General features: G+C 45.6%; 16 protein-coding genes and 1 pseudogene. 4 read left to right on the top strand and 13 right to left on the bottom strand.

Annotated elements, in window-relative coordinates:
- Nucleotides 1-34: 34 nt before the first annotated feature.
- On the bottom strand, nt 35-2,293 hold the full coding sequence (gene parC / locus OLMES_RS08880; protein WP_087460935.1) for a DNA topoisomerase IV subunit A: 2,259 nt from the start codon (nt 2,291-2,293) through the stop codon (nt 35-37).
- A gap of 283 nt (nt 2,294-2,576) precedes the next feature.
- On the opposite strand from parC, the gene OLMES_RS08875 reads away from it, so the two are divergent.
- Both OLMES_RS08875 and OLMES_RS08870 read left to right on the top strand, forming a co-directional pair.
- Nucleotides 2,577-3,809: a GGDEF domain-containing protein gene (locus OLMES_RS08875; protein WP_157678229.1), complete on the top strand. Its 1,233-nt coding sequence runs from the start codon at nt 2,577-2,579 to the stop codon at nt 3,807-3,809.
- A gap of 117 nt (nt 3,810-3,926) precedes the next feature.
- Nucleotides 3,927-4,292, top strand: a complete 366-nt coding sequence (locus OLMES_RS08870) for a translation initiation factor Sui1 (RefSeq protein ID WP_087460933.1) — start codon at nt 3,927-3,929, stop codon at nt 4,290-4,292.
- A gap of 144 nt (nt 4,293-4,436) precedes the next feature.
- Here OLMES_RS08870 and OLMES_RS28275 read toward each other — a convergent pair whose 3' ends face one another.
- From OLMES_RS28275 to OLMES_RS08855, 5 genes are all read right to left on the bottom strand, one after another.
- Nucleotides 4,437-4,604 (bottom strand): hypothetical protein, encoded by a 168-nt coding sequence (locus OLMES_RS28275; RefSeq protein ID WP_198343276.1) that lies wholly within the window; start codon nt 4,602-4,604, stop codon nt 4,437-4,439.
- A gap of 45 nt (nt 4,605-4,649) precedes the next feature.
- Entirely contained in the window at nt 4,650-4,949 is a 300-nt protein-coding gene (locus OLMES_RS27955) for a hypothetical protein (protein ID WP_157678228.1), read from the bottom strand.
- A gap of 295 nt (nt 4,950-5,244) precedes the next feature.
- Complete coding sequence (locus OLMES_RS08865) at nt 5,245-6,594, bottom strand: IS1380 family transposase (RefSeq protein WP_087459351.1); 1,350 nt, start codon at nt 6,592-6,594, stop codon at nt 5,245-5,247.
- Nucleotides 6,595-7,293: 699 nt separating this feature from the next.
- The gene (locus OLMES_RS08860; protein WP_232465298.1) at nt 7,294-7,758 is read right to left on the bottom strand and encodes a DUF1294 domain-containing protein; all 465 of its coding nucleotides are present in this window, start codon (nt 7,756-7,758) and stop codon (nt 7,294-7,296) included.
- Nucleotides 7,759-8,049: 291 nt separating this feature from the next.
- The gene (locus OLMES_RS08855) at nt 8,050-8,505 is read right to left on the bottom strand and encodes a hypothetical protein (protein ID WP_087460931.1); all 456 of its coding nucleotides are present in this window, start codon (nt 8,503-8,505) and stop codon (nt 8,050-8,052) included.
- Between the two features lie 69 nt (nt 8,506-8,574).
- Here OLMES_RS08855 and OLMES_RS08850 point away from each other — a divergent pair, with 69 nt between their 5' ends.
- Nucleotides 8,575-9,447, top strand: a complete 873-nt coding sequence (locus tag OLMES_RS08850; protein ID WP_087460930.1) for a substrate-binding periplasmic protein — start codon at nt 8,575-8,577, stop codon at nt 9,445-9,447.
- Between the two features lie 262 nt (nt 9,448-9,709).
- On the opposite strand, the gene OLMES_RS08845 is transcribed toward OLMES_RS08850, so the two are convergent.
- The 6 genes from OLMES_RS08845 to OLMES_RS08820 form a co-directional block, all read right to left on the bottom strand.
- Nucleotides 9,710-9,904: a hypothetical protein gene (locus OLMES_RS08845; RefSeq protein ID WP_087460929.1), complete on the bottom strand. Its 195-nt coding sequence runs from the start codon at nt 9,902-9,904 to the stop codon at nt 9,710-9,712.
- A gap of 27 nt (nt 9,905-9,931) precedes the next feature.
- Nucleotides 9,932-10,171 carry a hypothetical protein gene (locus tag OLMES_RS08840; protein ID WP_087460928.1) on the bottom strand — a complete coding sequence of 80 codons (240 nt, stop codon included), beginning with the start codon at nt 10,169-10,171 and terminating at the stop codon, nt 9,932-9,934.
- 197 nt (nt 10,172-10,368) lie between these two features.
- The gene (locus tag OLMES_RS08835) at nt 10,369-10,962 is read right to left on the bottom strand and encodes a hypothetical protein (protein ID WP_087460927.1); all 594 of its coding nucleotides are present in this window, start codon (nt 10,960-10,962) and stop codon (nt 10,369-10,371) included.
- Nucleotides 10,963-10,970: 8 nt separating this feature from the next.
- Nucleotides 10,971-11,270, bottom strand: a complete 300-nt coding sequence (locus OLMES_RS08830) for a hypothetical protein (RefSeq protein WP_087460926.1) — start codon at nt 11,268-11,270, stop codon at nt 10,971-10,973.
- 110 nt (nt 11,271-11,380) lie between these two features.
- Nucleotides 11,381-11,887, bottom strand: a complete 507-nt coding sequence (locus OLMES_RS08825) for a hypothetical protein (RefSeq protein WP_157678227.1) — start codon at nt 11,885-11,887, stop codon at nt 11,381-11,383.
- The gene (locus OLMES_RS08820) at nt 11,872-12,381 is read right to left on the bottom strand and encodes a hypothetical protein (protein ID WP_087460924.1); all 510 of its coding nucleotides are present in this window, start codon (nt 12,379-12,381) and stop codon (nt 11,872-11,874) included. Before OLMES_RS08820 ends, OLMES_RS08825 begins: the two co-directional genes overlap by 16 nt.
- Before the next feature lie 695 nt (nt 12,382-13,076).
- On the opposite strand from OLMES_RS08820, the pseudogene OLMES_RS08815 reads away from it, so the two are divergent.
- Nucleotides 13,077-13,616: pseudogene (locus OLMES_RS08815) on the top strand (transposase); the annotation flags it as partial.
- Nucleotides 13,617-13,752: 136 nt separating this feature from the next.
- Here the strand turns inward: OLMES_RS08815 and OLMES_RS08810 are convergent.
- Nucleotides 13,753-15,111 (bottom strand): IS1182 family transposase, encoded by a 1,359-nt coding sequence (locus OLMES_RS08810; protein ID WP_087459508.1) that lies wholly within the window; start codon nt 15,109-15,111, stop codon nt 13,753-13,755.
- Between the last annotated feature and the right edge of the window lie 665 nt (nt 15,112-15,776).

Here is a 15,776-nt window from a genome sequence, read left to right as displayed (position 1 = left end):
TCAATCGGAAAACCTGTTTTCCCCGCAGAGCCATTCAGTCTCCAGCCGCTACGATTTCAATTCGATCCACCCGTTGCAGACCCCTGGGTAACTTATGCCCCCGACGCCCACGTTCACCAAGGTAATGCTCAATGTCACTAAACTGGAGTTTAAGGTGGCGCTTACCAGAATACACAACTAATGTATCGGACTCTGAGAATGTTGCTGCCGCGACCATCATCTCCTCCCGCGTTTGTACGCGCGCGGAGGGTATTCCGATAATCTTATTACCTTTACCCCTCGCCATTTCTGGCAGATCGCCCAGCGGGAAAATAAGCATACGGCCTTCATTCGTGACGGCAACCAGGTAATCACTGTTCGCCCCCACCGGTAAAGGCGGCATCACTTCACCACCTTTTGGCAAGGTTAACACGGCCTTACCCGCTTTGTTTTTACTGATCAAATCTCCCAGAGATGCGACAAAGCCATACCCGGCATCTGACCACATCAAATATCGCGTCTCACTCTCCCCGAGCAGCAAGCCTTTAAATACAGCCCCCGACGGCGGGTTAATCCTGCCGGTTAACGGCTCCCCCTGCCCTCGAGCCGATGGCAAGGTATGCGTTGCAAGACTGTATGCACGTCCCGTGGAGTCCAGAAACACAACCTGCTGATTACTTTTCCCGGTTGCCGAGAGTAAATATCGATCGCCTGATTTATAGCTCAATGCAACCGGATCGATATCATGCCCTTTCGCAGCGCGAACCCAGCCTTTTTCAGAAAGGACAACCGTTACCGGGTCAGAACTCAGCAAGTCCGCCTCGGTATAGGCTTTCGCCTCTGCTCTTGCAATTATCGGCGAACGTCGCTCATCACCAAACTTTTCCGCATCTTCCTGAAGTTCGGATTTCACGAGGGACTTCATTCTTCGATCAGAAGACAGTGTTTTTTCAATGTCTGCTTTTTCTTCAGCAAGATCGGCCTGTTCGCCCTTGATTTTCATTTCTTCGAGGCGAGCCAACTGACGTAATTTTGTATCCAGAATATATTCTGCTTGCGCATTGCTTAACTCGAATCGAGCCATCAAGACTTTCTTCGGCTCATCTTCGGTCCGGATGATATGAATAACCTCATCCAGATTCAAAAAGGCAATGAGCAAACCTTCCAACAGGTGCAACCGCTCGTTAATCTTGTTCAGACGATATTCCAAACGCCGACGTACAGTACTGATCCGGAAAGTCAACCATTCGCTCAGTATCGCTTTCAACCCCTTCACCGCAGGTCGATCATCAATGCCGATCATATTGAGATTAACACGGTAGTTCTTTTCCAGGTCCGTTGTGGCAAACAGATGTCCCATTAATGACTCTGCGTCGACCCGGTTTGAACGGGGTACAATCACAAGGCGGGTCGGATTTTCATGGTCCGATTCATCGCGCAAATCTGCAACGGTCGGCAGCTTTTTAGCCTGCATCTGCTGGGCAATCTGCTCCAGCACCTTCGCACCGGAAGCCTGATGCGGTAGCTCGGTAACCACAATATCCCCATTCTCAACCTGATACCGCGCGCGCATCTTCACCGAGCCACGCCCCGTTTCATACATTTTAAGAATATCGGCTTTAGGCGTCACAATTTCTGCAGCGGTTGGAAAATCCGGCCCCTTGATGTGCTCACTGAGGGCTTCCAGACCGGCATTGGGATCATCCAGCAAGTGAATACAAGCGCTGACCACTTCACGCAAATTATGGGGTGGAATATCCGTCGCCATCCCTACGGCGATACCCGTTGTGCCATTGAGCAACACATTCGGCAGGCGAGCGGGCAACATGGCGGGTTCCTGAAACGAACCATCGAAATTGGGCACCCAGTCCACAGTTCCCTGGCCAAGCTCACGCAATAAAACCTCGGCGTAACCCGACAAACGGGATTCTGTGTAACGCATGGCGGCAAATGATTTCGGATCGTCTGGCGACCCCCAGTTTCCCTGGCCATCGATCAAGGGATATCGATATGAGAAAGGCTGTGCCATCAGTACCATGGCTTCATAACAGGCCGAATCACCGTGGGGGTGAAACTTACCTAAAACATCACCAACCGTCCTGGCCGACTTCTTGTGCTTTGAGCTGGCCTTGAGGCCCAGTTCGGACATCGCGTAAACAATTCGCCGTTGCACAGGCTTTAAGCCATCACCAATCTTTGGCAATGCACGATCCAGAATGACATACATCGAGTAGTCCAGATAGGCTTTCTCGGTATATTCTTTAAGGGTTACACGCTCTACACCCTCATTACTCAAATCGATATCAACACTCATAAACTATCTGTATTCTCTCTTGTTATTCGGCAATATCAGCACGACACCCGTGAGCCCTGCGCCGGTGGCATCCATTGCGTCTCAATTTCATTGCCATGCATTATAGGTGTGACCCCGCCGTAAAAAAACCATTGCCGCTTAAAACACGGTCCTTCTGGTAAATTATTTTTGATTACAGCTATTTCCGGCTACAATTTTTATCAGGATGTAAGATTTTTAATCGACTATAAAACGATGCACCGGGGTAAATTTTCTCCCTGATGCCATGAGGTTCAAACAATTCGTGAAAGCCATCAGCTTTTTTTGGCGCGCTTTTCCAGCATTAATGATATTCATCGCCTACTTTGCGATTGAACATCCACTCACCCATGCTCTGACACAGAATATCGCCAAAGCACTCCCCTACTATCTGTCAGGCGCTCTCATTTTAATTTCGCTCACGTTCAACCGCAGCCGACTCGCCCTGGCATCTGTGAACATTTGCCTGGCTTATGCGGTCATTCAACAGGGTTTACAGGCCGCATTAACTGAACAAAGCAACCTGTATCTGTATCATGCGACGGTGATTTTATTCGGATTACACCTGGCACTGATTGGCATTTACCGGGAGCGAGGCAGTCTGACCGGCTGGGGCATAATCAGGGTATTTTTTATTGTCTCCAGCTATCTGCTGGTCTGGTGGATTTATCGCAGTGGTTATGCGGACGCCGTATTCCGACTGGCACTCGAGTATACCCACCCTCTCATCACCGACAAATACTGGATTACGCCGCTCTGGCTGGCATCCTTTCTATTCACGGGCTTGATCCTCATGATCGTGGCGATCTGGAAACGCTCGTCCATTGAATTCGCTCTGCTTGTATCCTGGTTGACCGGACATCTCGTTTTCTACGATTTTTCAGAGCCTCTGATTTCAACCTATCTCTTCACAATGCTGATGCTGGCCCTGTTTGTCGCCTTCGTGCAGATCACCTATGACCTCGCCTTTGTCGACACCTTGACGGAACTGCCCGGACGACGGGCCCTCCTGGAGAAAATGGGCACACTTGGCAATCGATACAGCATCGCCATGCTGGATGTGGATCATTTCAAAAAGTTTAATGATCAATATGGTCACGATGTCGGAGATCAGGTTCTCAAACTGGTCGCGAGTAAAATGCAAAAAGTCAGGGGGAAAGGCACGTCTTACCGCTACGGGGGGGAAGAGTTCACCGTGCTTTTTCCCGGTAAATCAGTTAATGAAGTCGAGCCACACCTTGATGAACTGCGCGCCAATATCGAACACTACCAAATGGTAATCCGCGACCAGAACCGCAGCAAAGATAAAAAGTCAGGTCAAAACCAACGAGGCCAGAACGCATCGGATAAGAAAATCGTACAGATCACCATCAGCATCGGCTGCAGCGAACGAACCGATCAAACCCCGGACCCGCTCGAGGTCATGAAAGTAGCCGATGAAGCCCTGTATGAAGCCAAGGGTCAGGGCAGAAACTGTGTGGTGTGTAAAGTGGTTTAACGTGCAAGATTGCAGTGGTCAATAAAACCCGGACATTACGCCGCAAACTTGGCAACCCTTGCTTGCTGCTTTATAGTGCTCGCCATGCAAATCTAACGACCCAAAAGGATCAACCCCGTGGCCAAGAAGTCCAACAAAAGTTCATCTCTAGTCTACTCCACCGAAACCGGGCGACTCTGTCCAGATTGCGAGTATCCTGTGGATGAATGTATATGCGATGACACGCAAAAAATTCCCGATGGCGATGGCATCGTCCGACTGATGCTGGATACCAAGGGTCGCAAAGGCGCAGGGGTCACCTTGGTCAAAGGCGTCCCGGTACCACTGGATGAACTCAAAACACTGTGCAAAGATTTGAAAAAGAAATGCGGCGTCGGCGGTGCGATAAAAGACCACATTATCGAAATTCAGGGTGACAAACGTACCATCATTAAAGCCGAGCTGGAAAAGCGGGGGATGAAAGTTAAATTGGCGGGGGGTTAAGGTTTAGACCGCCAAACGATCTAATATCCAGATCCTGAGAGTAACATCACGCGGAAGTGTAATACCGCAACAATGTCGATTTGTGGTTCTTTAATTCGGTAAATATGTTGACCGGGTCTTATTCAACCTTACATCGGAGCACCTTCATGGCCCTGTGCCAAACTCCGTCACCACATCTTCCACAGGAGTGGTGCGTCCTGCATCACTATCTGTTAAACCTGATTCAATTTCTTTATGTTCACCAATGCGATACAAAACATCATCCCGCGTAGCATCTGCTGGCAATTGATCAATAATCTGGCGTTCCATCATTCGAAGAATTTACGGGTGGCCGTCTCGATTATGTATTGTGAACTTTCAGTAAATTTCCACAAAACTCGCACCTTTAAATTTTTGCGCTTTCAATAGCTGTGCTGTTTCAACACCAACCAAGATCATGCGAGATTTGCAATCCATCCCAGAGAATTTCATATCGCTAGCGTAAATACCAGAAACCAAGGGAGATTCAGGCTCAATATACACCCCACTTGGAACGTACAAGCCTTCGGGTAATCCACAGGTATTACAATAATTCTCGATAACTATTTCAGTTTTTGATCTATCAACGCGGATGATCTTACGTGGCCGAATTACGTAAATTTCTTTGATTGAATTCAAGCGAATAAAATCGACATGTTCAAGACCGAGCTGTTCACAATACTTTTTAAAGCGACCATTTACAACCTAAATCCTGCAATCTATATGTCTGAATCGATTCGATACGACTATAGCGACATTTAGTGTCGATGGATCACCATTTTGCACACCATGCAACTGAAACAAGCGTAATTCACTTGATTGGACTGTTTAAATTATAATCATCTCTATCGTCAACCGGAGCAACAGGCCAAAGTCTGCCTGACTCCAAATCTGGAATTTGCTTAGTCGAAGAATTTAAGTATAGGTATTTTGGTCAATGAATAAACGACAGCTTTAACCAGTCAGCCCACGGAGTTGGGTGAAGATGGTTGCTCGGAACGTTGACCTTAAGCTGATTCCCACCACGCAAGAGTTGTCCAGCAGTACGTACCAGAAAAGTTCGGATAGTTTGAATTTCCCATCGTTTCAATTCGTCATTATCGCTCAGTAGTGCCATCCAGCGTACCGTGTTATACGCCAGCACAGCGCATTGGAAAATTAATGAGCTGGCCATGAAATCATGGCTCTTGATTTGCGCCAGCCCCATTTGGTTCTTAGCTTCATCCAACCAGGTTTCACAAGTTGCGCGCTTTCCGTATGTCGTGTGTGCTTGCCAAGGAGACAACCGCTCTGTGGTTACGTAGCAGAAGTAGTCGTAAACGGGCTCATTCAGCAAGGCTTGTTGAGGGCCTTTGGTGATGAGAGCAGTTTTACGCCGCACAGCAACAAAGCGACGTGACCGCTCCCATTGACCGCATTGATGGAAAAAGTCACACTGTTCCCAATCGGTATGACCCGGTACTCGTTGCCAAGCTTGCTTGTCCAACAAAGCGGCAAGGCCTTTGAGTTTCACTTTAATCAGGTAACCATGGCGAGCCTGATCCAGCCAGTCCATGAGCTCTCCAACAAAGAATCCTGAATCACCTCGGAATAGCAGCCGCATTTTGGGTGGCATCTGCGCAGAAAGTTGCTGCATGAAGCCTACAATGCCGTTGCTGGTGTAGGTGCTGCCACTGCGCAACCATGCTTGCAAAATTTCTTTGGTGTGGCTGCAAAAGGCAACCAGTGGATGATAAGAATTAGAGCCTTTTTTCGTTGGGTTGTAGCCTTTTTCAGCACCTTCCTGTTGACCGTAAACGGTTTTGACAGTCGAGTCCACATCAATCCAGCCTCGATAGAGGGTTCCGGGCAACCAAGTACCGGACTTCAATGCTCTATGCCAAATTCCCTGACGCAAGGTGTGATTAATCTGTTCGAGCTGGGTGACATGCTTGAGCTTTCCACGACGGAAAATACGACCCAATGTACTGTCATCTGGAATCGATAGCCACCCCCCCACTTCACGCAGCACCTGATCTGCCCACACAGAAACCACCTTCCTGAGCGAAGTGGCACCGGCGATGATGCCGATAATCGTTAGGTAGATTGAGTCGCCCAAGCTGTAACGAGCCGTGTTGCCGCGTTGCAAATCAAGATGCTTCTGGCAAGCCTCGGTAAAACCGATGTGATCGAGGAAATGCATGGCAGGGATAATGCCAGCTTGACTAGTCAGCTTTTTTCCGGTGTGTTGATAGCGAATTTTTGCGGCTGGTTTTTTGGCACTTTTATGGGTATTCTTGATCATGAAAAAGGTGACTCTGATGTGCTTGGTTGTTTGATGATAACCAATTGAATCAAATCGCCTTTTTCTTTTCAAGTACAATGTTGTTTGCAGAATTTAGGTACAATCTTAACATTATCATAGGTAGATGAAACTTCGAGATTTTTTTTGAGATTAAATACGGGTCTGACATATTCTTTATCCCATATCGTTCGGCAGTCCTTACAGAGTAAACTCTCTGGTATCAAGTCATAAAAATCAGAACCGTTGTCCGTCCCACTCAACCAATAAGCTTTAATCATCACCACTTTCTACACTGTTTTAAAAAAGCACCGAAACAGGGACACCCAGTTGAACAACCTTCGTTGGCAAAGGTGAACAAGTAGAAATCACCAGTAAGCGCCTTAGCCAGCGACGGTTTTCTGGATTGGCCCAGTGTCGAAATCTGTTCCCGACATAAGCACCATTGTATACCCATCATCCTAAAAAAATACCGGGCAGGCTCGGGGGCATTTTGCGCTCGGAATTTTCTATTTCTGCCCCTTCCAGCCTAATCCCTGGCGTCTCACAACCAAATTTTCTTTTTAACCTGCAAATTGCGCCTGACCTCCGCTTCCTGAAGCACTGCGTAGCCCAATCCGCCGCTTGGAACTTGCGGATGGCTGTCTTTGCTACTCCCCTAGTCTGTCTTTGCTACTCCCCTAGTCTGTCTCTGTTACTGTCTTAGCGGACTGAACCATCACCATGAAAACTAGTAAGTAAATTTATAACAACACTAATATTTTTTTCGTCTATTTGTTTTGCAACATACGATTCAATTTCGCTCATTCCCTTGCGTAATTGCACATTACCATCATGCGAATGGAGCCACACGAAGCCACCAATATTGGCAATCACCGTAAGCCAAAATACAACTCTAAAACTAACCTTTTTGGTTTTATGGCGGAATTTTTGTTGCGCAATCAACGCGCCAGGCCAACCACAAAACAACCCCAGTAGGTGCAAGGTGTTCTCCGAAACGCGCCAAGTTCCATTTTTAGCTGCCTTTTTATCCTTCGCATATTGCAGGTAAGCAATTAGGCTAACGAATAAAAAAATAATACCTATCAATGGAGGCGTAAATCCAAGCATGTACGAAGTTATCAGTACTAACGAAACCAAAATTATGATTATTACTTGATAGTTCACGATCTACTCTTCTACGCTACGATATATGACTGTCTTTGTTACTGCGACTATCGGGCGGACTCGGGGACATTTTGCGCTCGGATTTTGCGATTTACGCCCATTCCAACCTCTTTCCTGGTGCCTAAGGACTATAATTTTCTTTTTGACCCGCCAATTGCGTCCGATCTGTGCCAAGTGACGCACTGTGTTGCGTAATCCGTTGATTGGGATCTATATGTGACAGTCTCTGTTACTGGTTAAACGAGATCCAGCGACCGCAGGGAGCGATGCTGGCTGGCCTTGTTATGCTGTTTATTTTCGGATTACAAGGTCACCACCGCTAAATTGAATTTTCTGGCCGTTGAAAATGACCTCTTCCCAGTTTGCTGGATTTGAAGACTCGTTTTCATGGACTGCTAGATAGCAAAAATTTGGGTTCTCTGTTTCAGGCAATACGCTCACTAAAGAACCTGAATTAATACCATGCTTTTCGCAAAGCTCTAGTTGCCCAATGCTGGACTTTATTTGGTTTATTAAACCAATATGTTCAGCTTTTGCTTCTAGTGAATCGAAGTCTTGCACGGATTCCAATTCTTCTAGGTATTGCTTCAATTTTTCAATCGCTGGATTATTCATTTTTTTAAACATAACGCCTTGATCAGTGAACCGGTGTAGCGGAGTAAATTTTATGGAGCGATACCATAAAATTTGCGTAGCGCAACTTGCTCCACTGCGCCAAATTTTTACGAGCCATATGTTTCGGCTCACAATTCATCTCCATTTAACCAGGTCTCATGACTGATTAAACAAGACAGCCACTCTAAGTGGAACTTTCGAGTGGCTGTCTTTGTTACTTATCCTATAGTAGTAGTTCAAATTGGGAAATTGGAAGTGGGAATTCAATTAATGAGGATGAAGCTGGTAAATTTTTGGTTAGTCATGCTGCTCACACCAGTAACTTTGTCGGCTGAACAGCCTATCGTCAATGTATGTGATGATCAGGCTGAGTTTCCTCCTTATACTTATTACGAGCGAGTTAATGGGCAGAAAAATACCAGCAAGATCAGCGGAGCAATGATGGACGTATTGACTGAGATAACCAAGCTTACAGGCTTTAGTTTTTCAGTGAAGTTGTTGCCCTGGAGTCGATGCCTCTACGAAATAGCGACAAAAGATAAATTTGAAATGTATATGAATGCCATTTATACAAAAAAGCGCGGAGAAATGGCTTACATGACCAAACGGATTTACACAATGAGCCGTGGATATTGGTATTCAAAAGAAAAATATCCGAATGGACTTGTCATAGACTTCATGGATGAGCTAAAGAACTATAGATTGTTAGGCGTGTACGGCTGGTCTTATGAAACCTATGGCATACAAGATGAGGATAAAATCTTTGTGGGCAAAGGCAAAAATTATTCTAATGCTTTTGAAATGCTTAAAATGGGACGAGGAGATATATTGCTCGGCGGCTACCCTGTCGCTTATGGTTTCGAATCTGTCGGTCAAAAGATAGCTCCTAATGGTTTTCAATGGAGCACAATTTCTTCCGCGCCCCCGTCGGAATTCCATATTTTTATTTCAAAACGATCGCCACGCGCCAAAGAGTTGTTAACCAAAATCAATCAAGCCATTGACACGTTAAATAAAGACAACACCATCGATACGATTTTTAAACATTACATCCAGTGTGGAAAGCATTGTTAGCACAGAAACCAGAGTCAAGAATCAAGACACCTACTCAAAACATGCGATCATTTAATGAATCCATTGCCCGTGCAGCTAATCAGGAAGATCAATGCACTGGACGATTCTGGAAGGGCCGGTTTAAAGGAACCTATGTATGGGTATCTCTGTTACTTACAGCCATATTTTTGTTTTTGACCCGCAAATTGCGCCTGATCTGTGCTAATTGAAGCACTGCGTCGCCCAATCCCGCGGATTGGAACTTATGGATGGCGTTCAATTGCTACTCGATGAGTGCTGCTGAATTGACATGAAAATGGTAAACCTCGAATGAGCCACCCAAATCTAGCAGTCGAATAGTGATTTGAGCATCACCATTTTCATAGTGTGCTAATACTGTGTTGTATGTGACTATAGTATTTGCGCCTTCTCGAACAATTGCTCCTGAGCGCACTTGATTGAATTCAGGCTCTTCCATTGATTGGAAACTACCCAGTTTTGAAAATCACCGAAATAGTTTTTCGAAATCATCTTGTGAGACATTATCGAACGCGGAAGGTACAAAGAATGGCTTTGCCTTCTCGGTATCCCACTCCGAAATAGCCGGTATGACCTCTTTAATGTAAGGAACCGCAGTTTCTTTATATTCAGATTGTTTGTATCCGGTGTATGCAGCTACCAGAATGAGCAGTAGGATTATTCCCAACAGGATTACCCCAAACCACTTTAGTATTTTCTTGGACATCAGCCTTCCTTTGACTTGTTAAACAACGATAAACAGGACACCCAGCACAAATTACGAATGGATGTCCCTGAACTACTAAAAGACCATATTATCGAAATTCAGGGTGACAAACATACAATCATTAAAGCCGACCTGGAAAAGCGGGGTATGAAAGTTAAATTGGCTGGCGGTGGTTAATCGAATCAAGCATAACCAAACTATGCGGTAGCAGCGACCAAATTCTCTAGCTCTTTGATTCTGTCCTGCTTTTGATGAACAAGAATCTCATCATTAATTTTCAAAACCACACCCTTTAACAGCTCTGTTGTAGATCCAATATGTGCAGAAGCCTTAACCCGCTCCACTTCTTCAGCGATATAGCGGCCTTTAAGGGAGATTCGCTTGTTCGCCCTGCCTTTTGCCAGTTCACTTTCAAGCAATACTGGCAATTCAGTGGGAGCAATAACATTCTTTGACAATGCGTGAATGTAATACTTAATCAGACTGGGAACAAAATCAGTTTGAGCCCCTAATTTATCACTCGCCAGATTTAAAATATCAATAAGATGCGAAGGTACACGGCCTTCTACAGCCTTGCGTTGCTTATCCAGTTGCGTTTTAATCGCCGGTGTAGACTGATGAGGAATAACCGCAACCGTATCACAAGCATCGCAAACACCAACCAAGATATTCTTAACCAGGCCACTACCATCACTAACGGGGACATCTCTGAGCTTGAATGTAGCATTCTGGAAACAGCCACAACGCTCACACGCTACCTTTTTGGTATCACCTTCTTTTAAGATCTTCACAATGCACCTCATTTATGAACACTGATAAATACCGCATCAGGTTCAATAAAATACCACTTGATATACCATTGCGCGCTTTGGTAACGAGTTTTGATCACATGCACATCTATGTTGTTATCCATATGGTGAGGACTGGATTCATATTCGTTTCCACGGGAACGCCTAATAATTTCAGCGACTTCCTCCACAGAAATAACACCCACTTCCAACAAATTCTTAATATCAATATCACTTCTCGACTCATGTAAGACACAACCTTCATGCAAACACTCGAGAACTTGTTTTTTGACTTCGTTGAATTTGGGCATTGCTTTCCTTTTCACCCCAAAATAGTACGCCAATTTTCGTACAAATAAAAATTTATTTTGAACTTACGAATGGCTGACTCTGTTAATTGCTATTTGCTCCAGTTCAGGCCCTACGAGTCTTCCAATTTGATTTGCTCACAAACTTCTTCTGTAAGAGCCCATGTTTCACGTCGATGACGAGGCCCCACATCGAGAAGTTCCTGGCATTCTAGGTAACCATTTGATATCAATACTCCGTCAATCACGTAGCCACCGACAATTCGTCCAACAATCATGAGCAGTAGCCCTGCGAAAGCTACTTTTAATGCAATAGCTTGCCCATAATCCTGCAATGGCGATCCCAGTACATGAGCACCTGTTGCTACGGCAAATGCACTCATTGCTATAAAACCACCAAAGCCGACGAGAACAAACTTCTCAAAAACAAGATGGCTTACTTGCTCATTAAGGCTTGTTATTAGCAAATTGAATTCTGAGACCAGGAAAAATACTGATACCATCGCTAGACCAGCGAACATTAGAAATCCGATTACCATGGTCGATTTTGATGGTGCTGCTGACCCCATATTTATGTCTACCAATAAGGAGTTAGGGGTGACGGTTAGCTGATATTCCACTCACCGGGTAAATCCGTATCGCAAAATACACAAACATACCAAGCTTCCTTAACAATATTGAGTTCACCACATTTTTCACATTTTCTGAATACGAACTTTCTTGTGAAACCTTCCGGGTGCTTTAATCCAGCAAGATTTAATGCCGCCTCAGCTGCATCCCAGGATACAATATCTGGGCAGTATCCTGTGGACTGATTTGTAATTTCAGTAACGACAACGCTGTTTTTACCAACATGAAATGTTATTTCACCTGCTGAAAGTACATTTTCACCACCAGCACAAACAACATGCTCAGATTGCCTATCTGCAATCACAAGTTGACCAAAAGTGTTAACAACAAAAGTAGCAATTATTTCATCATCAGCATTAAGTTCTTGATCAGTTTCATTAATCCATTTAGCCACGCTGGCACCATCAAAAACAACTTGTCCCTTTGGTATTTTTTTTACCAAATCAAGAAGCTCGTTTGAGCCTACATAAATATACTCTTTCATCTCTTACCAGCTAACGAGACTGTAGATAATCCCCATCATGGCCCGATACCCACTAACCTCAAATTTGATTTCAATCCGCCAACCATTGGCCATGACTTAACAGTTTGCAAGTTATTTATTTCGCTATTTAAAATTCGTCCGATCAATGGCTTTATGACAGATCACGCCCGCTATACAAAAGTTCGAAAGGGCAACCACTTGAACGACCTTTGTTGGCAAAGCTGAATGAGTAAAAGTCACCAGCAGACCCTACGCCACCGGCTGGTTTCTGGATTAGCCCAGTGTCGAAGTTTGTTTCCGACATAAGCACCTTTGTATAACCCATCATCCTAAAACACTACCGAGCGGACTCGGGGGCATTTTGCGCTCGGAATTTGCTATTTATGCCCCTACTAGTCTAATCCTTCTCGTCTCACGACCAAATTTTCTTTTTAATCCGCAAATTTCGCCTGACCTGCGCTTCCTGAAGCACTGAGGCGCCTATTGCGCCGTTTGGAAATTACTGATGGCTGTCTTTGTTATTTAAAATTTTTCTTTGGCACATTTTTTCGCCCAAGAATAAAAGGCATTAGCTTGGCCATATTTCGTGCATCATCTATACGGGTGCTTAACAAGACACCCACTCAAAACATTGACCCACAGCCAAATTACTGTATATTCAACCAGACCAAAAACTCTTCAACGGACCTGAAGACATGCCCAAACCAAGGAAAGCCCAGATTTCACTCGACGCAACGCCCTACTACCACTGTATATCTCGCTGCGTGCGCCGCAGTTTCCTCTGTGGTGTCGATCATTACACCGGTAAAAGCTATGAACATCGTAGACAATGGGTCGAGGACCGATTAATCCTGCTGGCACGAACCTTTGCCATTGATGTCTGCGCTTTTGCCGTCATGTCAAACCACACCCATACCGTGCTTCGGATCAATCAAACGAAAGCCGAAAGCTGGAGCACAAGAGAAGTCATTGAACGTTGGCATGGTATTTATGCCGGGAATGCACTCTCCAAGCGGTATTTATCTGGCGATACATTACTCGAATTTGAGCAGCACCATTTAAACAGCTTAGCAAAACTATGGCGAGCGCGGCTGCAAGATATCAGCTGGTTCATGCGATCATTGAATGAGCCCATTGCCCGTTCAGCCAACCAGGAAGATCAATGCACTGGACGATTCTGGGAGGGCCGGTTTAAATGTCAGGCGTTGTTGGATGAACAAGCCCTAGGAGTCTGTCGGATTGGCAAAACTCAAACCATCCTCAGTCACATAGCCGGTTGAATTTTAGTTGATCGAGCATATATCTAAGTCCGGGGCTTTTCGATAGCTTTGGAAACGAAAAATGCTTCCTACAAAGCTTTTGTTTACGACCTTAAGCCACCTTTAACGCATGAATTCGCTTCAGATTCCAAGCGAGACACACTAAACTCCATTCACTCTGCACTGAATCAAAACCCCTCAGTAAAAATTGACGAAAACCAAGAACATGCTTAATTATTCCAAAGACCGTTTCTACGGTGGACTTCCTTTGGCCGTATGCCTCTCGACCTGCCTTGGTTTGCAAGCGGTGTTTCATCGCCGCAACTGCTGTCGGATTCTCTGGCGCTTCCTGATCTTCGGCTAAGCGTTCCTTAAGCGGCAAATTGTGGTGATGGCGTTTTTCGGGTATTAAGGGCTCAACACCTGCCGATTCACATTTCTCGGTATTGGCTTCGCTAAAGTAACCCGTATCGGCAAGCAGTTGACGAACCGCCCCCAGGCTCTCCGGTAACTGATCAAGATTCTCCAGCGTGGAAGAGACTTCCAGTTTGTCATTTGGGGACTGACTCAGATGCTGCTCCACAATGAGATACGTTTCAATATCAACACCTGCCTGAGCGTTGTAAGCCTGCTCAAAGCCGCCCTGTGTCGGCATAATGCGCGACTCTTCATCTGTTAGATTAACTTGATCCTTGGGCAGCGGCCCTTCAGAAGGGGCGACAGGTTGACGCCCTCTAGGCTTTTTTCCCGTCTCTTCCTCATAGCATTTGCGCCGTTCCACCTTTTCTTCATATGCGGCTTGTTCACGTTCAAAGCGCTCTTTGGCGCGGGCCTGAATTTTCTTCTTGGCTTGCGCAATGGTGTTCAATCGCTGCTCGCGGCGCGCCAACTCTTCAGGCACGTTCATCTCTTCAGGTAGCGTAGCGTTGTCGGCCTCTTCAGCCTTTTGCATCAGTTCTACAACTTCCGCCTTAAGCTGCTCTTCCAGCTTGTTGGCATATTCCCAGCTCAGTGCCTTGTGCTTGCTGGCGTTGGCTTTGATTTTAGTACCGTCAAGGCTTACAGTGCCCAGCTTCAGTAACCCCATCGTTTCAGCGATTAGTAGAATATCGACAAACAATCCCTCGATTTCTTTTAGAAACCGCTTGCGAAAGGTGGCAATCGTGTCGTGATCGGGATAAGAATTTGCGCAGATGTAGCGCACAGCAATGGAATCGTATGCTGCTTTCTCCAACTTCCGGCTTGAGAAAACGCCGGTGGCATAGCCATAGAATAATAGTGCGACCAGCATGGCTGGATGATAAGGCTTTTTTCCTCTGCCAGAATAAACATCAGTGAATGCGCTTAAATCCAGTTGTTCGACAATTTCAACGACAAAACAGGCCAAGTGATCTTCGGGCAAATAGTCTTGTACGCTTGGGGGTAGTAAATAAGGAGTTTTTCTGTCTAATTGTTTAAACTGAACAGCCATATTTGTTCGTCTTATTTGTGTTTTTGGGATCTTCTATATTAACCGATTTGATGTGAATAATCCGACAGACTCCTAGCTGCTTGTCTCGCCTATGTCGACCTCAACCCAATCCGCGCCGGTATTGCCGATTCACCGGAATCATCGGATCACACCTCGGTTCAAAAGCGGATTAGAGCGGCAAAGGCTGACATACCTCATCAACCGGGTTATCTATTACCCTTCGTCGGAAATCCCAGAAAAGACCAACCGGACGGCCTTCAGTTTAACCTGCAGGATTATCTTGAGCTTGTAGATTGGACCGGGCGAATTCAACGGGACGATAAGCGCGGATCGATCTCAACCACTCTACCGCCGATATTGCAACGTTTGAACATCAACGAAAAACAGTGGACTCAACTCACCGAAAAAATGGAATCCTTATTCCCGACCTTCGTTGGCAAAGCAGAACGAGTAAAGATCGCCAGTAAGATCCTTGGACACCGACGGGTCTCTGGATTGGCGCAGTGTCGAGGTTTGTTTCCGACATAAGCACCTTTGTATAACCCATCATCCTAAAACACTATCGAGCGAACTCGGGGGCATTTTGCGCTCGTAGTTTGCTATTTATGCCCCTTCTAGTCTAATCCCTGGCGTCTCACGACCAAATTTTCTTTTTAATCCGCAAA

The sequence above is a fragment of the Oleiphilus messinensis genome (assembly GCF_002162375.1).
GTDB classification, from domain to species: domain Bacteria; phylum Pseudomonadota; class Gammaproteobacteria; order Pseudomonadales; family Oleiphilaceae; genus Oleiphilus; species Oleiphilus messinensis.
This window is presented reverse-complemented; position numbering and strand designations above follow the sequence as displayed.